Genomic DNA, 24,708 nt, shown 5'->3' with positions numbered 1-24,708 from the left:
AACATTGATGTTTTCCCCCGCAGGATCGCAGCAATGAACTCGCGCAGCCCTCTTACCGTCGCCCTGGTGCAGGAGCGAAACCACGGTGATGCCGCCGCCAACCTGGCCGTGATCGACGCACGCGTCGCCGAGGCTGCCGCGCAGGGCGCGAAACTGGTGCTGCTGCAGGAACTGCATAACGGCGCGTACTTCTGCCAGCACGAATCGGTGGACGAATTCGATCTGGCCGAACCGATCCCCGGCCCCAGCACCGAGCACCTCGGCGCACTGGCCAGGAAACACGGCGTGGTCATCGTCGGCTCGCTGTTCGAGCGCCGCGCCGCTGGCCTGTACCACAACACCGCCGTGGTCTTCGAGAAGGACGGCACCTTGCTGGGCAAGTACCGCAAGATGCACATCCCCGACGACCCGGGCTTCTACGAAAAGTTCTATTTCACCCCGGGCGACATCGGCTTCAAGCCGATCGAGACTTCGGTCGGTCGCCTCGGCGTGCTGGTCTGCTGGGACCAGTGGTATCCGGAAGCCGCACGCCTGATGGCGCTGGCTGGTGCCGAACTGCTGCTCTACCCGACCGCGATCGGCTGGGACCCGGCCGACGTGCAGGACGAGAAAAACCGCCAGCGCGATGCCTGGGTGCTGAGCCACCGTGGCCACGCCGTCGCCAACGGCGTGCCGGTACTGAGCTGCAACCGCGTCGGCCACGAAGCCTCGCCGCTGGGCGCATCGGGCATCAACTTCTGGGGCAACAGCCACGTGCTGGGCCCGCAGGGCGAATTCATCGCCGAAGCCGGCACCGACGCAACCCTGCTGGTCTGCGAAGTCGACCTGCAGCGCAGCGAGCACGTGCGCCGCATCTGGCCGTTCCTGCGTGACCGCCGCATTGATGCCTACGGCGACCTGCTCAAGCGCTACATCGACTGACCGGACCTGACATGACTCTCCAGCTGCGCACCGCCACACCCGCTGACATCCCGGCCATCACCGCGATCTACGCGGTGGAGGTGCGCGAGCTGGTCAACACCTACGAGTACGAAGTTCCCGCCGCGTCGGAAATGGCGCAGCGCATGCAGGACATCACCGCACGCGGCTTCCCCTATCTCGTCGCCACCATCGACGGCGAGGTAGCCGGTTACGCCTACGCCAACAGCTACCGTGCCCGCATCGCCTATCAATGGACCGTGGAGAACTCGGTCTACGTCGATGCCCGCTTCCAGGGCAAAGGCGTAGGCAAAGCCTTGATGCAGGCGCTGATCGATGAATGCACCGCACGTGGCTTCCGGCAGATGATCGCGGTGATCGGCGAGCCGACCAATACCGCATCGATCAAGCTGCACGAACGTTTCGGCTTCGAGCTGGTCGGTGTGTTCCGCGGCCTCGGCCGCAAGCATGGCCGCTGGCTGGACACGGTACAGATGCAACGCGCACTCGGCGACGGTGCCGACAGCGCCCCCTCCAATGAATGAAGCAATGACTGACTCCTCTATTGAAACCGGCGGCGAACTGCTGGCCGGCCAGCCCGTGCGCGTGGTTGAACGCGACGGCGTGCGCTACACCTTGCTGGGGACTGCCCACGTTTCGGCCGCCAGCGTCCAAGCGGTTGAGCAGGCCATCGCCAGCGGTCAGTACGACGCGGTCGCGGTCGAGCTGGACCCGCAGCGCCTGCAGGCACTGACCAATCCCAACGCACTTGCCCAGCTGGACCTGGTCGAGGTGATCCGCAAGGGTCGCGTGGCGCTGTTTGCTGCCAACCTCGCGCTGGCCGCTTATCAGCGCCGTCTCGCCGAGCAGCTGGGCATCGAGCCTGGCGCCGAACTCAAGCGTGCAGTCGAACTGGCCAATGCCAACGACCTGCCGGTACATCTGATCGACCGCGATGTCGGCCTGACCTTCCGCCGCGCCTCGCAGAGCCTGGGTTTCTTCGGAAAATTGAAACTGGTGATGGGCCTGGGCGCCGGCCTGTTCTCGTCCGAAGATGTGGGCGAAGAAGAGATCGAGAAGCTCAAGCAGGGTGACATGCTGGAGTCGAGCTTCGGCGAGTTCGCCAACGAGAGCCCGGAGCTTTATAAGGCCATCATCGGCGAGCGCGACCGCTACATGGCCACGCGCCTGCGCGAAGAGCACAACAGCGAGCAGCGCAATGTGCTGGCGGTGGTTGGTGCTGGTCACTTGGCTGGCCTGGCCCGCTATCTGGAGACCGACACCGACGCTCCTGGCCCGCTGCGCGAGCAGCTGGAGTCGGTGCCAAAGAAGCGCAACATCCCGTGGATCACGCTGGGCATTCTGGCCATCGTGCTAGGCGGTATTGCCTTTGGCTTCTGGAAGGGCGGCATGGGCATGGGTGCCAACATGCTGCTGACCTGGGCGATGTTTACCGGCGGCTTGGCTGGCTTGGGTGCATTGCTTGCTGCCAGCCATCCGCTGAGCATTCTGACCGCGATCGTGGTTGCGCCTTTCAAGCCTTTCCGTTTGAGCATTCCCACCGGTGCGTTTTCAGCGCTGGTGGAGACGCGGCTGCGCAAGCCGACGTATCAGGACTTCCTGCAGCTGCGTGATGATGCGCAGAGCGTGAAAGGCTGGTATCGGAACCGTGTTACCCGGATCGTGCTGACTTTCATGCTGACCAATCTTGGCAGCATGCTCGGTTTGTGGCTGACCGGCTTCAGTGTTTATGGAAAGTTGGCTGGGTGAGGTTTTGGCCTTGAGCTTTGGTTTAAAAGCTATAAGTGCTTTAAAAGCTTAGAAGCGCCCTCACCCCTACCCCTCTCCCGCATGCGGGAGAGGGGATTGGCTCTCCTGCATTTTCTTTTGCTGCTGCATCGCCGGCTTCGGCTGCGGAAGCGCGATCGCCAGCTTTGGCTGTTGCTTCGGCCTTTGATCCAGCCTTTGCCTTGGCTGTCCCCTCTCCCGCATGCGGGAGAGGGGTTGGGGTGAGGGCAGCTCTTGCTTCAGCTGTTGCTATTGCCTTCGCTGCTTGCAATCGCAGCAGCTACAGCCGCCCTGCCCATCAAGCAATCAGCCCTCTGCAACAGCCGCATGTTCCACCGGCGGCAAGCCGCGCGCACGCCGCACCAGCCGTGCAGTGCCCGTACGCATATCATCCAGCAACGCATAGATGGTCGGCAGGAACAGCAGGCTCACTACCGTCGAGAATGCCAAACCGCCAGCAATCGCACGCGCCATCGGGTAGTACGGCGGCATGCCATCAGCCGTGGTCGTGTTCAAGGCAATCGGCACCATCGCCAGGATAGCCGTGCCCATCGTCATCATGATCGGCCGCAACCGCTCCCGGCTGCCCTCAATCAACGCCTCGGTCCGCGACACCCCACGTCGGCGCAGGTTGTTGATGTGCTCGATCATCACGATGCCGTTGTTCACCACCACGCCCATCAGCACCAGGATGCCGATCACCGCCATGATGTTCATCTCGGTACCGGTCAGCCAGAACAGCCAGTACACGCCATAGATCGAGAACAGCACGCAGGACATGATCGCGGCCGGGAACAACAGCGACTCGAACACCGCGGCCATGATCACCACCATCAGGATCAGGGCGATGAAGATCGCACTCACCATCTGGTCCATGCCGTCGAAGTTGATGTTGAAGCCCGCACCGTTGAACGTATAGCCATAGCCGGGCGGGAACTGCACGCGGTCCAAGGTCTCCTCGACGGACTTGCGCGCCTGGTCCATCGGCACGTCCTTGGCCAGCCCGGCCTCGATCCGCAGCATGGTCTGCCGGTTCAGGCGCTGGATGGAGTTGGCCGCCGGATTGACGTTCACGTCCACCATCGCCAGCAACGGAATCTCCTTGCCACTGGAGCTGCGCACCATGAACGACGACAAGTCCTCGATGCTGTAGTTCTCCGAGCCCGAGAAGCGCACGTTGACCGGGATCTCGACGTCATCACGATGGAAGTCGCGCAGCGATGAGCCACGCAACGCCATACCGACGAACTGCGCCACCTGCTGGGCACTGAAGCCATACGAAGCTGCACGTTCGCGGTTTACCCGCACCGCAAGCTCGGCATTGGCATCACCCACGTCCACACGCACGTCGCGCAACTTGGGGTCACGCGCCAGAATCGGCACGATGTCATCGGCCAGCTCGCGCAAGGTCTGGCTCGAATCACCGACCAGACTGAAACGCAGCCCTCCTCCCTCGCTGCCCATGCCACCCGGCCAGCCGATACCGATCTTGGCGCGCGCCGACTGCGGCAACCCCTTGCGCACCTCTTCCTCGATCTTCTTGCTCTGCTCGCGGTCGTCCACGGTCAGGTACAGGCGCGTCTGCGCCCAGCCCTGCTCGGCAAAGCGGCTGTAGACGCGCTTGATCTTGAACTCGTCGCGGTTGGCATTGACGAAGTCCTCGACCCGCTGCACTTCCTTGCCCATCTCCTCCTTGGAATAGGAGCCCTTCCATTGGTAGAAGATGTTGATCTCATCCGGATCATTGTCATCGCCACCACCGGTGGTATGGGTCATCGGCCACACGCTGAGCACCGACACCAGCACGATACCCGCCACGCTCCAGCCGCGATTCTGCAAGGTCCAGCGCAGGATCCGCGCATAGCGTTCCTGCAGGCGGCTGATGAACGGCGACTTCAATGCCGGCGGGGTCTTCATCCGTGCCGACAGCATCGGAATCAAGCTCACCGCCACCAGCCACGAGGCCAGCAACGAGAACGAGATGGTCAACGCCAGCTGGGTCAGGTAGATGGTGATGATGTTCTTCTCGCCGAACATCATCGGCAGGAACACCACGCAGTGGCACAAGGTGCCTGCCGACAGCGCGATCGCCACGTGGCGGGTACCAATGATCGACGCCATCTCCGGCTTGCCAGGGTATTTCTCGCGCTCCTGGTAGATGCTCTCCACCACCACTACGGCGTTGTCGACCAGCATGCCCACCGCCAGCAACAAGCCCATCATTGAGATGATGTTCAGGCTGATACCGGTGAAGTACATGAAGCCCAGCGTCATGATGAAACAGATCGGGATCGCCATCGACACCATCAGCGTTGACGGCCAATGGCGCAGGAAGGCGTACAGCACGATCACCGACAACAACAAACCGATCGCACCGGCCTCGGCCAGCGCCAGCAGCGAACTGGTGACCGCCTTGCCCGAGTCCCATGCAATCTCGATATCGACACCGCGCAGGGCCGGGTCCTCGCCCAACAGCGCGACCTCCTTGGTCACAGCGCGCGACAGGTCCACCAGGTTCGCCGAGCGCTCCTTGTAGATGTCCACGCCTACGCTGGGCTTGCCTTCCATGCGCCGCACATAGCTCATGCGCTGCGGCTGCAGGCTGACTTCGGCGATATCGGACAGGCGGGTACCGCGGTTGTTGACCGGCAGGTCACGCAGCTCCTGCACTTCCAGCAGCTCACCCCTGGGTTGCACACGCAGACGGCGGCCATCCTCGGTGATCTGCCCGGCCGATACCGCGAAGTTGGCTGCCTGCAGCTTCTGCACAAGATCGTTCAGCGCCACGCCGTGCGCACTGATGCGATCCTTGTCCAACGCAATCAGCACTTCCTGCTTGGCCACACCTTCCACTTCGACTCGGGCCACGCCAGGCAGACGCTCCAGGCGCTGCTTGATGGCACGTTCGATCATGTCAGCGCGCGCGGTCAGGTCCTCGGCGCTGCTCAGGCGCAGGCTGATAGCCTCCTGGTCGCTGGTACTCCAGCGCTGCACGTAATAACGGCGGAAGTCATCCGGCAACTCGTCGCGCACCGCGTCGATACGCTCACGCGCTTCGGATGCGGCCATGGCGATGTCGCGGTTCCAATCGCTGAATTCGACCTGGATCTGGCCGCCCTCGGCGTTGGCACGCGAGTTCATCGTCTTGATGCCGGGCATCGTGGCGATGGCCTCTTCAACCGGCCGCAGCAGGTTGCGTTCCACTTCTTCCGGGGTCGAGCCCGGGTACGGCAGTGCAATGAAGAAGAACGGGATCGATGCTTCCGGCTCCGACTCCAGCGGCAGCTTGAACGCAGCGATCAGGCCGATCACCACCATCGATACGAACAGCATGATGGTGGTGACGGGGCGGCGGATGGACAGCTCGGTGATATTCATCCGCTCAGTCCTTGATGCCGCCGATGGGGTCCTGCTCATGGCTCAGCACCTGCTCGGCCTGGGCCATCGCTTGGCGCGCCCGACGGCCGCGCTCGGCGTAATACTCGTCCGGCTTGCGGTCCAGCAGGTCGTACACCACCGGGATCACCAGCAGGGTCAGCATGGTCGAGACCAGCAGGCCACCGATCACCGTGATCGCCATCGGCGAGCGCACTTCGGCACCTTCACCGAAGGCCAGGGCCAGCGGCAGGAAGCCGAACACCGCGCACAGCGTGGTCATCATGATCGGACGCAGACGCGAACGTGCGCCTTCCACCAATGCGTCACGCTTTGCCACACCCTCTTCGCGCAGCTGGTTGACCTTGTCGATCAGGATGATGGCGTTCTTCACCACCAGACCGACCAATAGGATCAAACCGATGAACACCACCACTGAGACCGGCGAGCGCGCCAGCAGCAGGGCCGCAACCGCGCCAACCAAGGCAAGCGGAATGGTGAACAGAATGACGAAGGGATGCAGCAGCGATTCGAACTGCGATGCCATCACCAGGTAGACCAGGAACACCGCCAATGCAAAGGCAAACAGCAGCGAGCGGATCGACTCACCCAGCTCCTGGCCCTGGCCACCGATGTGCATGCCTACGTCGGTGCCCAGCGGGTTCTTGGCCACCATGTTCTGCACTTCGGTGATGGCCTTGCCCAGGTCGATATCGCGCAGGTTGGCCGAGACAATCGCCACGCGGCGCTGGTTGGCGCGGTGGATTTCGCTCGGGCCGGTGGTGGCGATGACGTCAGCCACCGAGCCCAGTTCAATCGCCTTGGCGCCGGTCGGGTTGACGATCAGGCGGCGGATGTCATTCACCGACGAACGCTCCGACTCCTGCACACGCACCAGCACGTCGATCTTGCGATCACGGAAGCTGTAGCGGGTGGCGACATTGCCCTTGACCTTGTTGACTACCGCATCGGCGATCTGGCGCGTGGTCAGGCCAAGTGCCGCAGCGCGGTCCTGGTCGAACACCACCTGGATTTCCGGGAAGCCCTGCTCCACCGTCGACTTGACGTCGGCGTAGTGCGGGTTCTCGCGCAGCATGCCGGCCAGACGATTGCCGGCGACGCGGATGTCTTCGAGATTATTGCCCTCGATTTCGATCTCCAGCGGCGGCGACAGCGCGAACAGTTCCGGGCGGGCGAAATCCACCTGCGCCGACGGCCAGGCCTTCATGGTTTCGCGCAGCTTCTCGGTCAGTGCCGGCTCCAGCTTGGTGTCATTCATCACCACCGACAGCTTGCCGATGTTCTCGCCGCTCTCGGTCGGGCTGGCATCCAGTCGCGTACCGGTACCGGAGACGCCGTACAGCAGACGCACACCTTCTTCGCCTGCATGTTTGCGCTGCACTTCGCGCACCAGTGCATCGGTCTGCGCCAATGGGGTGCCTGGCGGCAGCTTGGCAGTCATCTCGAAGCGGTCCTGGGCCAGCTGCGGCAGCAGGTCCACGCCCAGCAGCGGCAGTGCGGCCAAGGTCAGACCGAAGGCCAGCGTCGCGAAACCCAGGATCGGCCACGGACGCTTCAATGCCGCCGGCAGCGCGCGCAGGTAGCCGGCTTCAGCACGGCCGTACGGCGCCATCGCCAGGTCGCTGGCCTTGCGCATCACCGGGCCGACCACCGCAGCAATGCCACGGAAAATCCGCACCACGCTCCAGGCCAGGAAATAGAAGCCATAGCGGAACATCGCGCCGATGCCACGGCCTGCATACGCAGCCGGCTTCTTCCAACGGCTTTCAGGACGCCACGGCTCACGCGGATCCTCGGCCGGGAACTCCAATGGCGGGCGGCCCTTCAGCGCGCTCAGCATCGGAATCAGCGTCATCGACACCACCAGCGACACCGCAATGGCGATCGACACGGTCAAGGCCTGGTCGCGGAACAGCTGACCAGCGATGCCTTCGACGAACACCAGCGGCAGAAACACCGCGATGGTGGTCAGGGTCGAGGCAACCACCGCCATGAACACTTCACGGGTGCCCTTGATCGCCGCTTCCAGAATGCCCATGCCGCGCTCACGCGCCTTGGCAATCGATTCCAGCACCACGATCGAGTCATCTACCACCAGACCGGTGGCAAGCGCCAGGCCGCCCAGCGACATCACGTTCAAGCTCAGGCCGAGCTGGCCCATGAAGAAGAAGGTGGCGATGATCGAGATCGGTAGCGACAGCGAGATCACGAAGGTGCTCCAGCCATCGCGCAGGAACAGGAAGATGATCAGCACCGACAGCAGGCCGCCGATCACCGCATCGATCTTGACGTCCTTGATGGCGTGACGGATGAAGACCGACTGGTCCTCCACCATCGTCATCTCGATGTCCTTGGGCATTTCCTTGCGGATCGTTTCGAGCTTGGCTTCCAACGCATCGGCAGTGGAAACGGTATTGGCATCGCCTTCCTTGTAGACCGCCAGCTCAACAGCCTCATGACCGCCAGCGCGGATCACCGCCTCGCGTTCCTTATAGCCTTGGCTTACCTGTGCCACATCTTTCAAGCGCACGCTGGGCGCACTGCTGCTGCCATCGCTGCGCATCGCAGCGATCACGTTGGGATCGCTGCTGCCGAGGATGGCCGACATCAGCTGGCGGTTTTCCCCGGCCGAGCTTGCAGTGCTGGACCCACTTGCCGTGGTCAGCAGCATCTCGCGCATCTGTTCAACGGTGGCAAACTGGTTGACGGTACGCACCAGGTAACGCTGCGAACCCTCTTCCAGACGACCGCCGGACAGGTTGACGTTCTCCTGCTGCAGGCGCTGGATCACCGTGTCCAACGACAGACCCAGAGCAGCCAGCTTGCGCTGGTCGATATCGACCTGGATCTCATCCTCCAGACCACCGCCGACCTTGACCGCGGCCACACCGCTGACCGGCTCGAGCTTGCGCTTGAGGTCTTCATCGGCATAGCGACGCAGTTCCATCAGGCGACGCACGGCATCGGCGTCGTTGCCGGCTTCCTGCTTGGAGGACAGTGCCAGCCGCATGATCGGCTGGGTCGAGGGATTGAAGCGCAGCAGTACCGGCGGCTTGGCCTCCAGCGGCAACTGCAGCGTCTCCATCTTGTCGCGTACGTCCAGGCCCGCCTGCTGCATGTCCGTGCCCCAGGCGAACTCCAGCACCACGTCGCTCTGACCGGTGCGCGAGATCGACTTGAGCTTGCGCAGACCCTTGACGATGCCCAGCGCTTCTTCGGCCGGCTGCGAGATCAGGGTTTCCACCTCGGCCGGTGCCGCACCTTCGTAATCGGTACGCACGGTCAGGGTGGGATAGCTCAGGTCCGGCAGCAGTTCGACCTTCAGGCTGGACAGCGAGATCAGGCCAAACAACACCAGGGTCAGCGTCATCATCGCGATGGTGACGCGGCGGCGGGTGGCGAACTCGATCAGATCGAAGCCACCGCCGGAAGCCGACGGTCCGTGGTCACTCATTGCTTGGTCGCCTGTGCAGCTGCCGGCGCCTTGGCCGCCGCTGCGACCGCCTTCTCCTTGCCGATCACCTGCACCGCACTGCCCTCGCGCAGAGCTGCCTTGCCAGCGATGACGACTTCATCACCCTGTTTCAGACCGTTGCGCACCTCGATGAAGCCGGTATCGTCGTAACCAAGAGCCAACTCGGTACGCACGGCCTTGCCATCGCGCACCACATAGACTGCCGGCTTGCCACCGTCTTCCAGCAACGCGGTACGCGGTACCACCAGTGCATCGGCGCGCTGGTCGTAATTGATGCTCAGGCGGCCGAACATACCGGCCTGCAATGCATCTTCGCCGGTAAACGTAGTCACCACGCGGAAGGTGCCGGTGCCGTTGTCCACCACTGGCGCAACGCGATCCACCGTGCCGGTGAACGGCTTGCCCGGCAGCGCATCAACCTGCAGCGACACCGCCTGGCCCGGCTTGAGCTTGGCGATCTCGCGCTCCGGCACATTGAGGGTTGCTTCGAGCTGGGCACTGTCGACGATGCGGATGATCGGCGAGTTGATCTGCACGAAGTTGCCCGGCTTGATGTCGCGCGAAGCGACCACTCCGGAAATCGGCGCGACTACCGTGGTGTAGGACAACTCCAGCGTCGCCATCCGGTACATCGCCCGCGCGTTCTCCAGGTCATAGCGCAACTGGTCCACGTCGGCAGCGCTGACCAGCTGCTGCTGCACCAGCTTCTCGGCGCGGTGATAGCTGTTCTCCAGCTTGCGCATCTGCGCCTCGCTCTGCGCCACGCTCAGGCGCGCACGGTCCGGGTCCAACCGTACCAGCGGCTGGCCGGCGCGGACCTGCTGGCCTTCCTCGACCAGCACCGCCAGCGCCACACCGGAAGTCTTGGCGACCACCTGCGACTCAGCGCGCGGCTCCAGCGCCGCGGTACCGGTATAGCTGGCGGCAATGGCACGGCGCTCGGCCTTGGCCACTTCCACTGGTACGGCGTCACTGGCCTTCTGCTCATCCGGCGTCTTGGCCTTGGCCTCCTCGCCACCGGCTTTGCAGCCGCCGAGCAACAGGGAAGTGGTGATCAGGAGTGCAGCAGCGCAGCTTCCGGTGCGGGCGTGCAGAGTGAAAAGTCGCGACATCGTCTTGTCCCTGGGGATGCGTAGGCAGGTGTTGTAGCAAAGTATTGCACCACCCCACACCAACACCATGCCCCGAAAGTCATGGGTACCTGCACCTTTGCTTCCGCCTACCGCATTGCAACATCCAAGTGCCTGTTCCGAACGGGTAAATACGCGGGCTATACTCGGCCCGTTCCGTATCCCACGGCGGAACCCCAGACCCGCTCACCGGATAAGGAAACCATGCGCTCGCAGCCGCTCGCCGCTTGTTTCGCTCTGGCTTTTGCCCTGACCTTCGGGGCCGCCCAGGCTGATCCGCAGTCTGCTACACCCGCCGTCGCCCCCGCCGCTACTGCCCCCGCCGCCACACCGGCACCAGCCAGCACGGGCAATGCTGCTACCGGCCGGACTCTGGCCTATACCTGCCAGGGCTGCCACGGTATCACCGGCTACAAGAACGCCTACCCCAGCTACCGTGTGCCGAAGATCGGTGGGCAGTCGCCGCAATACCTGACCCAGGCGCTGACCGAGTACCGCGAAGGCAAGCGCAAGCATCCAACGATGCAGGCGCAATCCATGAGTTTCAGCCCGCAGGACATTGCTGATCTCTCCGCCTACCTGTCCACCCTCAAATAAGCGCCGACCATGACGAAAGCCACGCACGCACTGCGTTTGTCCATCGCCCTGTTCGCCGTCATGGGTCTGGCTGCCTGTACGCAGTCGGAGGTCGAGTCCAGCGGCAAATCCGCGGCCGACCCGGGCCACGCCAGTGGCGAACACGGTTCCAGCTCCTCAGCAGGCTTGCCCGCTGGTCGCATCGCCGCCGGTGAGCATCTGGCAGCAGCAAAGGGCAAGGCCACCGGGCAGAGCTGCATCGACTGCCACGGCGCCGACGGCAACAACCCGATCGACCCAACCTATCCCAAACTCGGCGGCCAATACGGCGATTACCTCGCCCACGCGCTGCAGGCCTACCGGGCAAGCACCCGCGACCACATGCTGATGACCCCGCAGGCGCAAAAGCTCAGCGACCAGGACATCGCCGATCTGGCCGCGTATTTCGGTTCGCGCCCCAGCCAGTTGCGCGACCTGCACGGCGTGGACTGAAGACAACCGTCGCAGCACCGCACTGACACAACAAAGCCGCCCTTGGGCGGCTTTGTTCTCAATACGCTTCGCAGTGATTGTGGGAGCCGCGTCAGCCGCGAAGCTGACATTGTTGCAGCCCCAGCCACTGATGCCATATGAAGCGCCATCTGCTTCGCGGCTTACGCCGCTCCCACAACGGATACCTGATCACGCATGCCACTTTATCGATGCTCGATCTGCGGTGAAGACTTCCCTGGCGCCCTGGTGGGCAAGCGCTCGCCCATCGGCTTCTACGCAACCCGCTTCGTGGAGGCAGCAAATCGAGATACCGCGGAAGCCCAGGTTCTGGATTCACTTCGAAACGAAGCTGCACTGCAAATTCCTGCAGAACTACGTAACGAGGACGCACGGGTGTTCTTCGAGGAAATCGCGGAGGTCAGCGCTGACAGCGAGCGCGTGCCGAACTCCGGATTCACATTCTTCGTCATGGGCAGCTGACCTTCCAGCAGACCTGAGCTACTCAGAGCCCCCACCCTGAACGATTGATGTTGTCTTCCAGCAGTTCTTTATTGAAAGGGATATTCGGCGGCAGCCGTGCTTATGACTCTGTTTGTGGGAGCGGCGTAAGCCGCGAAGCTGGCATTGCCGAAACCGCAGGCAAATGCGGCATCTGATCCGGTACGAGCTTTGCGGCTTGCGCCGCTTCTACAAGATCCAACGCAGCATGCGAAGCACCGTGGAGCCATCAGCGACTGCCGTTGTCTTCCTGCAGCTCTCTCTTGAACGGGATATCCGGCGGTGGCCGCGCTTCTGCCGGCTGTTCCTGCATGTTCGGGTTGGTCAAGCCGCAGCCGCCACCGAATTGCAGCATCGACACCACGCAGGAAATCTTGCTGTTTGAGCCGGGGATCGGAATCTCCACGCTTTTGATGCCCTTGCGCACCCACTCGGCGAGCAAGGACTCGTTTGGAGCCCAGTATTTGTCGAACGAGGTTGGCGTGTAGTCATACGGCGGGCGCTTGAGCCAGGTGCCGGACTCGGCGATGCGCTCACGGCTCCAGGTGTCGGCATCACCGCCCGGCGCCCCCCGCTTGGCCGCGTCCTGCGCCTGCCCCTCGTTGCCACCCAGCTTTACACTGCCGTCGGCATTGAACAGCCCAGTGCCTTTGTCAGCCTGGCCGCCCGCGCTGCCGGCGACCTGGCGCTGGGCTGCACCCCAATCATCACCACGGTTTGGCGCGGCCCAACCGCCGCTGCGATCCTGCGGTTTCGGGCCTGCACCTGTACTGGTTCCAGCGCGCGGACTTGGATTGGCCGAGGCCTGCCCACCAGTGCGCGACGGACTGGTCGATGCGCTTGCTGCCGGCGTACTGGTTGATGCCTGCGTCGCAGCAGCAGGAGACGTCGCCGCCTGCGCGCCGGGCTTGTCCGGCACACCGGGCACCGCACGCTCACGCACCGCCATCGTCGGTGTCTTCACCTGCACTTGGGCAGCGCGCGATGGCAGCGTCGCCATCGCCACCGATTCCTGCGTTGCGGTTTCGATCTGGCGCTCGCGCACGCCAAGCTCAGGCGCGCGAATCTGCACCTGCGTTTCGCGCACCTGTGGCTGAGCTACCGTTGCTGGTTGTTGCGTGGCCACTTCGATCTGGCGTTCGCGCACCTGCACCTGGGGCGAACGCAGCTGCACCGCAACGTCTGCAGGCTGGCGTAGCGTCTGCGTCGCTTGCGGACGATCAACCGCGGTTTCGATCGTGCGTTCGCGCACCTGGGCTTGGCTGCTGCGCAACGCAGGCGCTGTCACAGTCGCGGGAGGCAGCACGAACTCGCTGCTCGGCCGGCTCGTCTCCGTCACCTGCAACGGCTGCTCGCTGGCGGTTGGTGGCTCCGGCACTGGCTTGGATGCGTCAACCTGCATCCACCCGGGCTCGAATTCTGGTTCCGCGGCAGACGCCACATTGTCCTGCACTGCGCTCGCAGCCGGGGCTGCAACAGACTCCTGCGCTGTGGGCGCCGATGGCTCGGCCGTAGCAGCGCCAGACTGCGCTGCAACGGCCGCTTGCGCGCCCGCCGCCTCGGCAGCCTGCGGGGCACCGCCGCCCTCTTCGTCCGGCGTACCGCGCCCGACATACTCCACCTGCACGCGCTCGCCTTCTTCGGCATCCGGTTCCGGTACATTGCTGCGCACCAGCGCCACCCACAGCAACAGCAGCGCGAACAGCACATGCAGGCCGGCACTGAAGAACCCGGCAAACCAACGCAGGCCACGCTGGTCGCGCGGCGGCGGCTCGCCACCGTTCCAGAACAGCAACACGATCTGTTGCCACAACGGCAAGGGCGCAGCGGCAGCCTCGCGTGGTCGCGGCGGTCGAGCTGCCATCGCTTCGGCAGCATCGGCATCGACAAAGGCGGACAGGCCCTTGGATACACGCGTGCGCAGCCAGTTGCTCCAGCTATACGGCATGCCGGTGCGGCGATCGTGCAGGATGCTGGTCTGCCGGCGCGCGGCCAGCAGATTGATCAGCTCGGTAACCGATGCCACCGGCATGCGTGTTGGCGGCTCAGCCCGCGCCGTCGCGCGGAATATACGGGGCCTGACCGGTTTCGTGGTCGGTGGCGTCACGCACAGCGGTGATGCCCGGCACCCGGCCCATCAAGGTCTTCTCGATCCCCTGCTTCAAGGTCACATCGGCCATGCCACAGCCGTGGCAGCCACCACCGAAGCGCAGCAACACCACGCCGTCGGCCGACACTTCCTGTACTGCGACGCGGCCGCCATGCGAGGCCAGCTGCGGATTGATTTCGTTTTCAATCACCCAACGCACACGCTCGACGATGGACGCCGCATCACCCGGGGCTTCTCCCTTGATCTTGGGTGCCTTGATGGTCAGCTGCTGGGTACCGGCAGCCTGGGTAACGATGTCGATCTCGGCGCCGTCCAACCACGCCACGCTGGTGGCGGCGATATACAAAGTGAAACCATCGCAGTCCACGGCCCACTCATCGCCGAGCAGGTCAGCCGGCTCGGCAAATTCAAGGCGCGCGTCGGCGCTCGGGGTTCCCGGGTCCATCGCGCTCAGGCGCACGCCCATTCCGGGCACGGCCTCACGTTCGATCAACTTGCGGAAATGCGTTTGGGCGGTATCTGAGATCTGGATCATGCGGGTATTCTAGCCGTGTCTTGGTTGCCACCGATGGGACAGTGATTCCAACGGCGGCACAGTTCAGTCACCTGTTATGGAGGTATGCATGGCCCCTGATCTCATCCCGCTGGCACAAGCGCACTGCAGCCCGCGCCGGGGCAGCGAATATCGCCTCAGCCAGGCCCGCGTTGCCGAGCTGCTGCCGCAGGTCCCGGGCTGGGAGCTGGCCGAGAACGGCCAGGCCCTGACCCGTACATTCCGCTTTGACAACTACCACGGCACCATGGCGTTCGTGAACGCCTTGGCTTGGGTTGCGCATCGCGAAGACCACCACCCCGACCTGGGCGTGCACTACGACCGTGCCGTTGTGCGCTTTTCCACCCACGATGTGGGCGGCCTGAGCGAAAACGACTTCATCTGTGCCGCCAAGGCATCCGCATTAACGGAGCAATGACATGAAACTGCGTCTGCTGTTCGCTGCAATGGGTACCGTGGCTGCACTGAGCGCCTGCAACTCCTCCAACCAACCGGACGCACCGGTGATCGCCCCTACCGAAGTGGCCGCCGTACAGACCCCGCCACCAGACTACCCGGCCGAACTGGCCTGCACCGGCGTCGGCGGCAAGAGCGTGCTGCGCGTGGTAGTTGGTCCGCAGGGCACGCCTACCGAGGTCTCGTTGGTTACCAGTAGCGGCAACAGTCAGCTGGACGACTCCGCCGCGCGCCGCGTGCGCGAGTGGAAGTTCAATCCAGCCACCCGCAACGGCCAGCCGGTGCCTACCACCATCCAGGTACCGGTCAGCTTCAACCCGCCGGACCCGAAGCCGAACGAGTGCTTCGCCATTGAAGAACGCGCGCGCCGCGGCGGCTGAGCCGGCAACGGCCTGCACGCATGCATGCGATCTCCACTGAAAACCTCTGGCTTGCGTTCAGCCTGACCTTCGCTGCCGGCCTGGCCACCGCCGTCGGCAGCCTACTGGTGCTGTTCTCCAAACGCCCAAACCCGCGTCTGCTGGCGTTCGGGTTGGCCTTTGCCGGTGGCGCGATGGTCTACGTCTCGCTGTCGGAGATCCTGAACAAGTCGATCGGTTCATTTGCCCAGGCTTATGGCGACCGCCTCGGCTATACCTACGGCACCTTGTGGTTCCTTGGCGGTGTGCTGCTGGTGGTGTTGATCGACCATCTGGTCCCGAACCCGCACGACAGCCTGGACAAGCAGGACCCGGCCTTCCACGACCACAGCCACAAACAGATCCGCCGGGTCGGTCTGCTCAGTGCGATCGCCATCACCGCGCACAATTTCCCCGAAGGCCTGGCGACCTTCTTCGCCACCCTGGAAAGTCCCTCGGTCGGCCTGCCGCTGGCTTTCGCCATCGCCATCCACAACATCCCCGAAGGCATCGCCATCGCCGTGCCGGTGTATCTGGCCACCGGCCGCAAGTCCTACGCTTTCGGTGCCAGCCTGCTGTCGGGCCTGGCCGAGCCGGTCGGCGCGGCCATTGGCTACTTCATTCTGGCCGACGCCCTGTCCCCGGCCACCTTCGGCGCGGTGTTCGGGCTGATCGCCGGCATCATGGTGTTTCTGGCACTGGATGAACTGTTGCCGGCCGCCAAGCGCTACGCCCAAGGCCACGAGACCGTTTACGGGCTGGTGATCGGCATGGCGACGATTGCGGTGAGTCTGGTGCTGTTCAAGTGGTAGGACGGCCGGGAATCGGGAATCGGGAATCGGGAATCGGGAATCGCAAAAGCATGCATTGCGCGCTAATCGAGACACCAACCCAACGTTAACAATTCCAATACGCCAACCTTGGGGAACCGCCGCTTTGGCGACTCCCCATTCCCCACTCCCAATTCCCCGCTCTAAAGCCTGTTCAGCGCTTCCACCAGATCCGGCGGCAGCGGCGCATTCAATACATAAGGTGTCTTGCCGCCATCCAGCGCGAACTCCAACGACGCGGCGTGCAGAAACAGGCGCTTCAGCCCGATCTGCTCACGAAAGCGCTTGTTGACTGCAGGATCGCCGTATTTGTCGTCTCCAGCCACCGGATGACCGATGTGCTGGGCATGCACGCGAATCTGATGGGTGCGACCGGTTTCGATCCTGACTTCGCAGTAGGACTGCCCGCCGCGACGTTCCAATACCTTGAAATGACTCAGCGACGGCTTGCCGATCGCATTCACCTGCACATGGCGCTCGCCACCCTGGCGCAGGCCGACGTGCAGCGGTGCGTCCACACTCATCACGCCGTCGGGCATGCGCCCGGCCAGCAAGGTCAGGTAGCGCTTCTGGATGCCGCCATGGTCTTCACGCAGCAAGGCCTGTAGCTCGACCAGGGCCGAACGCTTCTTGGCGAGGATCAGCAGACCGGAGGTGTCCCGGTCCAGCCGGTGCACCAGTTCCAGGTTCATGTTCGGCCGCAGCGCACGCATCGTCTCGATCGCACCGTGGCTGATACCGCTGCCACCGTGACTGGCCACGCCGGTAGGCTTGTTGATCACCAACAGCTTGGCGTCCTCGAAGACGATGGCCTCTTCCATACGCTGCAGGAAGCTGCTCGGCGGCGGCGCCTTGTCTCCAATCTCATTGAGATTGACCGGCGGGATACGCACCTCTTCACCGCCGTCCAGCTTGCGGTCGGCCTTGGCCCGGCCACCGTTCACACGGACCTGGCCGCTGCGGACCAATTTATAGACCAGGCTGCGTGGCGCGCCCTTCAGCTGACCCAACAAGAAGTTGTCCAGTCGCTGTCCTGCCCTGTCTTCGGGCACTTTGATCATGCGCACGCTGCTCTTGGCGGCAGGCGGTGCTTGGGGCTTGTCGGAATCAGTCATCGGCCTATTTATTCTGCTACACTCGGGGGGCGATATAAGGGTTTGATTTCGTTGGAAGTTGGTCAGGGCCAGAAGCCCCGCTCCCTACGAATCCGGCACAGTGCGCGGCCACCGCCCCCGGGGCGGCCATGTTAGCGGCTCGTCGGCGTTCCCGGCCATCGCCGGATGCCAAAAAGCATCCGAGCTGGACGAAACCCATGTCCCGCGCGACGCCATCGGCTACGGCCGCGGGCGGCCGCCGGCCCTGAAACACCTAAAACAAGAAAGAAGCGCTCCCGCGGCCTGCCGTGGTGTCGTAGCGCTGGAAACCCAAGCCGCCCTGCCCGCGCCTGCGCGAATGGGCGGCGAACCGTGTCCAGAGGCGAAACCCCATGGCGTTCCGCGCGGTAGCAGCGCGCGAGGAACGCACAATGAAGCGAATGCTGATCAATGCCACGCAGGCTGAAGAACTGCGCGTGGCCATCGTCGACGGGCAAAACCTGTACGACATCGACATCGAGCAACCGTCCAAGGAACAGAAGAAGTCCAACATCTACAAGGGACGTATCACCCGTCTCGAGCCATCGCTCGAGGCTGCCTTTGTCGAGTACGGCGGTGACCGCCACGGCTTCCTGCCGCTGAAGGAAATCTCCCGCGATTACTTCCAGGCCGGCGTGGACCACCACAAGGCCAGCATCAAGGAACTCCTGCGCGAAGGCCAGGAAATCGTCGTACAGGTCGACAAGGAAGAGCGTGGCAACAAGGGCGCCGCCCTGACCACCTTCATCTCCCTGGCCGGCCGCTACATGGTGCTGATGCCCAACTCTCCCTCAGCTGGCGGCGTGTCCCGTCGCATCGAGGGTGAAGACCGCGCCGCCCTGAAGGAAGCGCTGGACAAGCTGAACATCCCCGAAGACATGGGCGTGATCATCCGCACCGCCGGCGTCGGCCGCGATGCCGAAGAGCTGCAGTGGGATCTGGACTACCTGTTGCAGGTCTGGCGCTCGATCGCCGAAGCCGCACTGACCAAGCCGGCCCCGTTCCTGATCTACCAGGAATCGCGCCTGATCGTGCGCGCCCTGCGCGACTACCTGCGTTCGGACGTAGGCGAGATCCTGGTCGACACCGAAGAGCTGTACGAGACCGCACGCGACTTCATGCAGCAGGTGATGCCGCAGACCCTGCGCAAGCTCAAGCATTACAAAGACGACATCCCGCTGTTCAACCGCTTCCAGATCGAATCGCAGATCGAGGCGATCTACGAGCGCAACGTGCGCCTGCCGTCCGGCGGCTCGATCGTGGTTGACCAGACCGAAGCGCTGACCGCGGTCGACGTCAACTCGGCCCGCTCCACCAAGGGCAGCGACATCGAAGACACCGCCTTCCAGACCAATCTGGAAGCGGCCGAGGAAGTCGCCCGCCAGCTGCGCCTGCGCGATCTGGGCGGCCTGGTGGTCATCGACTTCATCGACATGTCCTCCAGCAAGCACCAGCGCGAAGTCGAAAACCGCCTGCAGAATGCACTGAAGTACGACCGCGCCCGCGTCCAGCTGGGCCGCATCTCGCGCTTCGGCCTGATGGAAATGAGCCGCCAGCGCCTGCGTCCGAGCCTGGGCGAGTCCAGCCAGATCGTCTGCCCGCGTTGTGACGGCCAGGGCCGCATGCGCAGCATCGAGTCGCTGTCGCTGTCCATCATCCGCGTTGCCGAAGAGCATGCGATGAAGGAAAACACCGGACAGGTGCTGGTCCAGGCCCCGGTCGAGATCGCCAACTACCTGCTCAACGAGAAGCGCAGCGCCCTGCGTGAAATCGAGCAGCGCCACGACGCCCCCATCGTCATCGTTGCCGATGAGCAGCTGCACACCCCACATTACGAAGTCACGCGCCTGCGCGACAACGAGCTGGGTGAAGAGTCGAGCAAGCCCAGCTACCAGCGCGGCACCCCGCGCAAGCTGCCGGTGCATGCACTGACCAAGGCACAGCTGAACATTCCGGCACCGGCCGTGACCCACGTCAAGCACAGCCAGCCTGCGCCGATCCGTGAAGTCGTCGAAGCCGCCCCGGCACCGGCACCGGTTGCTGCACCTGTCGCGCCCGCCGCTGGCGGCGTGATGGGCTGGCTCAAGCGAGTGTTCGGCGGCGAACCGGCTCCGGCCGCACAGCCGGCCCAGCCGCAGCGCCAGGACAACGGCCGCAACAACCGCAACGAGCGCGGCAACCAGCGCCGTGATGGCCGCAACGGCCAGCAGGGTCGCGGTGGCAACGGCAATGCAAATACCGGTGGCAACGCCAACGGCAACCGCCGTGACGAGCAGCGCCGCGAAGATCGCCGCCAGAACGCTGACAAGCCGCAGCAGCAGGCCCAGCCGCAGGCGCAGAACAACGCCCAGCAGCAGCCCAAGCAGCGCAACGAGCAGCCGCGCGGTGAGCAGGCACAGCAGCAGCCCAAGCAGCAGCGCAACAACGAGCAGCAGCAGGCCAAGCAGCCCAAGCAACCGAAGCAGCCCAAGCCGCAGCAGGACACCGACAAGCAGGCCCAGCAGCAGAATGTGCAGGGTGAGAAGCCCGCACGCCAGCAGCAGGCACAGCCGGAAGCCGCTCGCGTAGCTGCACCGGTCGTCGCAGCGCCGGTCGTTGCCGCAGCAGCAATTGTTGCCAACGAAGCCGTTGTCAGCACCGATGCAGTGGTGAAGGAAAACAACCTGGCTGCCGAGATCGCCAAGCCGGCGGCCGTGTCCGAAGAGCAGCCCGCAGTGGCCGTGGCCGTGGTCGTCGATGAAAACGGCAATCCGGTCGCAGGCGAAGAAGCTGCCGGTGAAGCCGGTGGTCGTCGTCGTCGCGGTCGTCGCGGCGGTCGCCGTCGTCGTCGCGGCAATGGCGAAGGCGCCGCCGGTGGCGAAAACCTGGGCGGTGACGAGGACGGCCTGGACGGTTTTGATGACGCCGATGGCGAAATCAATGAAGCCCCGGCCAAGCCCGCCAGCAGCCAGCCAGAGTTCGAGTTCGATGACGAGCCTGCAACCCCGGCCGCTCCGGTTTCCGCACCAGTAGCAGCCAAACCGGCTGTTGCTGCACCGGTACAAGCTGCTGCAGCCGTTGTTGCAGTTGTTGCCGCAGCACCTGCCGCTGATGTCGAAGTGCTTGCTGTCGAAGCAGCCGTTATCGAAGTGGCCGCACCGGTAGCAGCCGCTCCCGTCGAAGTGGCAGCTGCCGCCGAACCGGCAGTGGTCAAGGCCGAGCAAGCTATCGCCGCTCCGGTGGAAACAGTTGCCGAAGCCGTCATCGCAGCCCCGGCTGCGGTCGTGGTCGAAGCGCCTGTCGCTGCTCCGGCGATTGTCAGTGCACCGGCAGTTGCCGCTGCGACGATCGAGCAGGCCGCAGCTGTTGCACCGATCAGCGAAGTGCCGCCCCCGGTCAGCACACTGCAGCCGGAACCGGCCGTAGTTGCAGCACCGGAACCCGCAGCACCGGAAAACGGGCAGCTGTTCGCCCCGACCGCGGTTGTTGAGGAAAGCGCTGTAACGCCGGTCGTCGAGACCGCAGCACCAGCACCGGCCGCTGCACCGACGCCTGTTGTCGTCGCAGCTCCGGCCGTGCATGCCGACAGCTTCGCGACCGAAGCTGAGGCCGAGAAGCAGGACAACGACCAGCCGCGCAACGGCTGATCCGTCCAGCTTGTGTAAAAGCAGAAAGCGGCCCCAGGGCCGCTTTCTGCGTTTCTGGATCACGTAAACGCCCTGACCATGATTTGGATTTCTTGTTGGATTTTTTGTAGGAGCGGCGTGAGCCGCGAAGCACGCACATCATCAGGTGGCACAGGTGCCAAGGGCCCACGCACCGTCAGCTTCGCGGCTCACGTCGCTCCTACGGACACACGCCGCTCCTACAGATAATCGCTGGGCTGCTACATCAGCCGCTTCGCCAACGTTCGACCTGTCCATGACATAAGCACACCGCGTACAAACAAACAGAGCGCAACGTTGCCGCTGCGCTCTGTTTGATTCAACTTCAGTTGGAGGGCCCTGTTGTACTGAGCAATGCCAGCCAGAAGCCCGCCCCTCCCCCTCAAATCGCCTTGCTGGGATCACCCACGCCGTACTGCGCGGCAAGCCTGGCCAGGGCGATGTTGTCCTGCACGCCCAGCTTCTGGAACAAGCGCGCCTTATGAGTGTTCACGGTCTTGGCACTGAGGCTCAAGCGGCGGGCGATTTCTTCCTGGCGGTGCCCCTGGATCAGCAACAAAGCCACTTCCAGTTCACGCGGCGAGAGCAGGTCGAACGGCGATGCGCCGCCCTCCAGATTGGACAGCGCCAGATTCTGCGCAATGCTGGTGGCCAGATAACGCTTGCCGATGGCAACGTCATGTACGGCACGGATCAGCTCTTTCGAGTCCCCACCCTTGCCCACGTAACCGGAAGCACCCGCTTCCAGCAAGCGCTTGGGCATCGGCCCATCTTCCAGCACGGAAACGATGATTACCTTGGTGCCGTGATCGCCCTTGACGATGCGCTCGGTGATCTCCAGTCCACTGAGGCCCGGCAGATGCAGGTCACACAGTACGACGTCCGGCTTCAGGCGGCGGATCTGCGGCAGCGCGACGTCGCCGCTGTCCGCTTCTCCTACGACTTCTATCCCGGTTTGCCCCGAAAGAATCATCCGAATGCCCGTGCGCACAAGTGCGTGGTCATCGATAAGAAAAACGCTGATGGTCATGAAGGATTCCTCGCGGCGAGGTGACAGTTGAAGCCTTGGGCGCGGCAAAATCCGAGCATGCGAGGCGACGGCCCTCCCCCGTCCCTCATGGCAAGGCCATGTGTATTATCAAGCAGAAGTGGCCCAACTGGGCTCTATCGGACACCCGCTCGCAGGAAATGTATCTGTAGTTTTGAGCATCAGGATGATGCGATTTATGCGCCTGCGGCTGGCGAGCTCACTATGCCGTCGCAGCCAATACTGTATCCATCAGGTCAATTCGTCCAATGACTTAGGACTTCTCTTACCTTTTGGACACTACCAATTGCAGTGCACCTCAGGGCGCGGGCAAGGACCAGCGTCGGCGGAACATCACCATATACACGCCTGTTACCCAGATCGTTGCGGCACACCAGCCGCCGAGGATGTCCGAGGGGTAATGCACCCCCAGGTAGACCCGTGACAGCCCGACCGAGACGACAAAACCACTGACAACCGCTACCACCGGCCAGCGCCAGCGTGTGCGCCAGGTCAAAAACACGAGGGTCAATGCCAGCGTCATCGAGCCCATCGCATGCCCGCTGGGGAAGCTGAAGGTGCTTTCGGGGGCGATCGATTCCCACAGGCTCGGGCGCTCGCGCTGGAAGATCTGCTTGCTGCCCAGGTTCAACAGCGCCGAGCCGATGAATGCCGTTGCCGCGAATGCGGCCTTGCGCCAGCGCCGCCGCACCAGCAACACCGCCACAATCACGATGTCCAAGGGGATGACGCCCCACTGATAGCCAAGCTTGGACATCAGCACAAAGAAGCCATTCAGGCCGGCCGTGGCCATCGCATGCATGCGCAGCAGCAGGACCGCGTCGAAATGGAAGGCTTCAGCCTCATGGATCTCGTCGGCCAGGGCCACGAAGCCGGCCAGCGGCAGCAGCACACCGATGAACAACACCACCAGCCGCCACGTATTGTGGGCGAGCCAGCGACGCAGACCGGCAGCTTCGCTCCGGGAATCAACCGGAGCTTCGGGCATACCGGGTCTCGACATAGTCATCAATCAAGGCGACGAACTCGTGGGCGATGTTCTCACCGCGCAAGGTGACTTTCTTCTCGCCGTCGACGAATACCGGCGCCGCGGGGGTTTCGCCGGTACCCGGCAGCGAAATGCCGATATTGGCGTGACGCGATTCGCCCGGACCGTTGACGATGCAACCCATCACCGCAAGCGTCATGTTTTCCGCACCGGGATGACTGACGCGCCACACCGGCATCTTTTCGCGCACGTGGTTCTGCACCACCTTGGCCAGCTCCTGGAAGAACTCGGAGGTGGTACGGCCGCAGCCCGGGCAGGCGGTGACCATCGGCGTGAAAGCGCGCTGACCGGTGGTTTGCAGCAACTCCTGGGCAACGATGACTTCCTGCGTGCGCGACTGGCCCGGCTCGGGCGTCAGCGAGATACGAATCGTGTCGCCGATACCTTCCTGCATCAGCACCGCCAGCGCCGCCGACGAAGCCACGATGCCCTTGCTGCCGATGCCGGCCTCGGTCAGGCCAAGGTGCAATGCGAAATCCGAGCGCAGCGCCAGATCGCGGTAGACGGCGATCAATTCCTGCACGCCGCTGACCTTGGCCGACAGCACGATGCGATCGCGCGGCAGGCCCAGCTCAACCGCGGTCTCGGCCGAATCCAGCGCCGAGCGGATCAAGGCCTCGCGCAGCACGCGGCCGGCATCCCAGGGCTGCGAACGCTGGCTGTTCTCGTCCATCAGCTTGGCGGCAAGCGCCTGGTCCAACGAGCCCCAGTTGGCACCGATGCGCACCGGCTTGTTGTACTTGATGGCGAACTCGATCAGCTGCGCGAACTGGGTGTCTTTCTTCTTGCCGAAGCCGACATTGCCCGGATTGATGCGGTACTTGGCCAGCGCCTCGGCGCAGGCCGGCTCGCCGGTCAGCAGCTGATGGCCGTTGTAATGGAAGTCGCCGATCAGCGGCACCTCGATGCCCATCATCGCCAGCTTCTCGACGATGCGCGGAATGGCCGCGGCCGATTCGGGATTGTTGACGGTCAGTCGCACCATCTCCGAGCCCGCGCGCCAGAGTTCAGCCACCTGCTTGACGCTGGCAGCCACATCGGCAGTATCGGTATTGGTCATCGACTGCACCACCACGGGATTACCTCCGCCCACCTTTACCCCGCCGATAGCGACGGACTGGGTGATGCGGCGGGGCCACGCGGTAGCGTCGGTGGGCGGTGTTGGGCGGGTCACGGCGTCATGCATTGCCCATTTTAGCGCGCCAGCCGCCCGTA

The 24,708-nt window shown here is 63.7% G+C and carries 20 protein-coding genes; 11 read left to right on the top strand and 9 right to left on the bottom strand.

All coding sequences use genetic code 11. The annotated features are described in order from the left end of the window. The first annotated feature begins 33 nt into the window (after nucleotides 1-33). Genes ACVOLZ_RS02325 through ACVOLZ_RS02315 form a run of 3 tightly spaced genes read left to right on the top strand, consistent with a single transcriptional unit; the run spans nucleotide 34 to nucleotide 2,688 of the window. Nucleotides 34-921 (top strand): carbon-nitrogen hydrolase, encoded by an 888-nt coding sequence (locus ACVOLZ_RS02325; RefSeq protein ID WP_481514901.1) that lies wholly within the window; start codon nucleotides 34-36, stop codon nucleotides 919-921. 11 nt (nucleotides 922-932) lie between these two features. After that, complete coding sequence (locus tag ACVOLZ_RS02320) at nucleotides 933-1,463, top strand: GNAT family N-acetyltransferase (RefSeq protein WP_303749709.1); 531 nt, start codon at nucleotides 933-935, stop codon at nucleotides 1,461-1,463. Then, nucleotides 1,456-2,688, top strand: coding sequence for a TraB/GumN family protein (locus ACVOLZ_RS02315; protein ID WP_481514900.1), 1,233 nt, complete (start codon nucleotides 1,456-1,458; stop codon nucleotides 2,686-2,688). Before ACVOLZ_RS02320 ends, ACVOLZ_RS02315 begins: the two co-directional genes overlap by 8 nt. Before the next feature lie 324 nt (nucleotides 2,689-3,012). Here the strand turns inward: ACVOLZ_RS02315 and ACVOLZ_RS02310 are convergent, their stop codons facing one another. The 3 genes from ACVOLZ_RS02310 to ACVOLZ_RS02300 are packed head-to-tail and all read right to left on the bottom strand — an operon-like array spanning nucleotide 3,013 to nucleotide 10,689. Beyond that, on the bottom strand, nucleotides 3,013-6,084 hold the full coding sequence (locus ACVOLZ_RS02310) for an efflux RND transporter permease subunit (protein ID WP_481514899.1): 3,072 nt from the start codon (nucleotides 6,082-6,084) through the stop codon (nucleotides 3,013-3,015). A 4-nt stretch (nucleotides 6,085-6,088) separates the two neighbouring features. After that, nucleotides 6,089-9,556, bottom strand: coding sequence for an efflux RND transporter permease subunit (locus tag ACVOLZ_RS02305; protein ID WP_481514898.1), 3,468 nt, complete (start codon nucleotides 9,554-9,556; stop codon nucleotides 6,089-6,091). Next, on the bottom strand, nucleotides 9,553-10,689 hold the full coding sequence (locus ACVOLZ_RS02300; protein WP_481514897.1) for an efflux RND transporter periplasmic adaptor subunit: 1,137 nt from the start codon (nucleotides 10,687-10,689) through the stop codon (nucleotides 9,553-9,555). The genes ACVOLZ_RS02305 and ACVOLZ_RS02300 overlap by 4 nt, the downstream gene beginning before the upstream one ends. A gap of 222 nt (nucleotides 10,690-10,911) precedes the next feature. On the opposite strand from ACVOLZ_RS02300, the gene ACVOLZ_RS02295 reads away from it, so the two are divergent. The 4 genes from ACVOLZ_RS02295 (at nucleotide 10,912) to ACVOLZ_RS02280 (ending at nucleotide 12,431) form a co-directional block, all read left to right on the top strand. Then, nucleotides 10,912-11,304 (top strand): c-type cytochrome, encoded by a 393-nt coding sequence (locus ACVOLZ_RS02295; protein WP_481514896.1) that lies wholly within the window; start codon nucleotides 10,912-10,914, stop codon nucleotides 11,302-11,304. A 9-nt stretch (nucleotides 11,305-11,313) separates the two neighbouring features. Then, nucleotides 11,314-11,775, top strand: coding sequence for a c-type cytochrome (locus ACVOLZ_RS02290; RefSeq protein ID WP_481514895.1), 462 nt, complete (start codon nucleotides 11,314-11,316; stop codon nucleotides 11,773-11,775). A gap of 195 nt (nucleotides 11,776-11,970) precedes the next feature. Next, on the top strand, nucleotides 11,971-12,255 hold the full coding sequence (locus ACVOLZ_RS02285) for a hypothetical protein (RefSeq protein WP_481514894.1): 285 nt from the start codon (nucleotides 11,971-11,973) through the stop codon (nucleotides 12,253-12,255). Between the two features lie 47 nt (nucleotides 12,256-12,302). Beyond that, nucleotides 12,303-12,431 (top strand): hypothetical protein, encoded by a 129-nt coding sequence (locus tag ACVOLZ_RS02280; protein WP_481514893.1) that lies wholly within the window; start codon nucleotides 12,303-12,305, stop codon nucleotides 12,429-12,431. Nucleotides 12,432-12,502: 71 nt separating this feature from the next. Here the strand turns inward: ACVOLZ_RS02280 and ACVOLZ_RS02275 are convergent, their stop codons facing one another. Together ACVOLZ_RS02275 and ACVOLZ_RS02270 are read right to left on the bottom strand one after the other, a co-directional pair. Further along, on the bottom strand, nucleotides 12,503-14,305 hold the full coding sequence (locus ACVOLZ_RS02275) for a DNA polymerase III subunit gamma/tau domain-containing protein (RefSeq protein WP_481514892.1): 1,803 nt from the start codon (nucleotides 14,303-14,305) through the stop codon (nucleotides 12,503-12,505). Between the two features lie 13 nt (nucleotides 14,306-14,318). Further along, nucleotides 14,319-14,918, bottom strand: a complete 600-nt coding sequence (locus tag ACVOLZ_RS02270; RefSeq protein WP_481513707.1) for an NfuA family Fe-S biogenesis protein — start codon at nucleotides 14,916-14,918, stop codon at nucleotides 14,319-14,321. A gap of 88 nt (nucleotides 14,919-15,006) precedes the next feature. On the opposite strand from ACVOLZ_RS02270, the gene ACVOLZ_RS02265 reads away from it, so the two are divergent. The 3 genes from ACVOLZ_RS02265 to zupT are packed head-to-tail and all read left to right on the top strand — an operon-like array spanning nucleotide 15,007 to nucleotide 16,602. After that, nucleotides 15,007-15,354: a 4a-hydroxytetrahydrobiopterin dehydratase gene (locus ACVOLZ_RS02265; RefSeq protein WP_481514891.1), complete on the top strand. Its 348-nt coding sequence runs from the start codon at nucleotides 15,007-15,009 to the stop codon at nucleotides 15,352-15,354. Nucleotide 15,355: 1 nt separating this feature from the next. Continuing rightward, nucleotides 15,356-15,772 carry an energy transducer TonB gene (locus ACVOLZ_RS02260; RefSeq protein ID WP_481513709.1) on the top strand — a complete coding sequence of 139 codons (417 nt, stop codon included), beginning with the start codon at nucleotides 15,356-15,358 and terminating at the stop codon, nucleotides 15,770-15,772. Nucleotides 15,773-15,792: 20 nt separating this feature from the next. Beyond that, a complete protein-coding gene (gene zupT / locus ACVOLZ_RS02255; protein WP_481514890.1) occupies nucleotides 15,793-16,602 on the top strand; it encodes a zinc transporter ZupT in 810 nt (269 codons plus the stop codon). Between the two features lie 161 nt (nucleotides 16,603-16,763). On the opposite strand, the gene ACVOLZ_RS02250 is transcribed toward zupT, so the two are convergent. Beyond that, entirely contained in the window at nucleotides 16,764-17,735 is a 972-nt protein-coding gene (locus tag ACVOLZ_RS02250; RefSeq protein ID WP_481514889.1) for an RluA family pseudouridine synthase, read from the bottom strand. A 410-nt stretch (nucleotides 17,736-18,145) separates the two neighbouring features. Here ACVOLZ_RS02250 and rne point away from each other — a divergent pair, with 410 nt between their 5' ends. Continuing rightward, a complete protein-coding gene (gene rne, locus ACVOLZ_RS02245; RefSeq protein ID WP_481514888.1) occupies nucleotides 18,146-21,379 on the top strand; it encodes a ribonuclease E in 3,234 nt (1,077 codons plus the stop codon). A 400-nt stretch (nucleotides 21,380-21,779) separates the two neighbouring features. On the opposite strand, the gene ACVOLZ_RS02240 is transcribed toward rne, so the two are convergent. The 3 genes from ACVOLZ_RS02240 to ispG all read right to left on the bottom strand — a co-directional run bounded on the left by ACVOLZ_RS02240 (nucleotide 21,780) and on the right by ispG (nucleotide 24,679). Further along, nucleotides 21,780-22,427, bottom strand: a complete 648-nt coding sequence (locus tag ACVOLZ_RS02240) for a response regulator (RefSeq protein WP_481514887.1) — start codon at nucleotides 22,425-22,427, stop codon at nucleotides 21,780-21,782. A gap of 316 nt (nucleotides 22,428-22,743) precedes the next feature. Then, nucleotides 22,744-23,433 carry a phosphatase PAP2 family protein gene (locus ACVOLZ_RS02235; protein WP_481514886.1) on the bottom strand — a complete coding sequence of 230 codons (690 nt, stop codon included), beginning with the start codon at nucleotides 23,431-23,433 and terminating at the stop codon, nucleotides 22,744-22,746. Then, nucleotides 23,414-24,679 carry a flavodoxin-dependent (E)-4-hydroxy-3-methylbut-2-enyl-diphosphate synthase gene (gene ispG / locus ACVOLZ_RS02230; RefSeq protein WP_481514885.1) on the bottom strand — a complete coding sequence of 422 codons (1,266 nt, stop codon included), beginning with the start codon at nucleotides 24,677-24,679 and terminating at the stop codon, nucleotides 23,414-23,416. Before ispG ends, ACVOLZ_RS02235 begins: the two co-directional genes overlap by 20 nt. Nucleotides 24,680-24,708: the final 29 nt, after the last annotated feature.

The sequence above is a fragment of the Stenotrophomonas sp. STEN020 genome, assembly GCF_056760195.1.
Note: the sequence above shows the minus strand (reverse complement) of the source record. Positions and strands in the feature narration are given on the sequence as shown.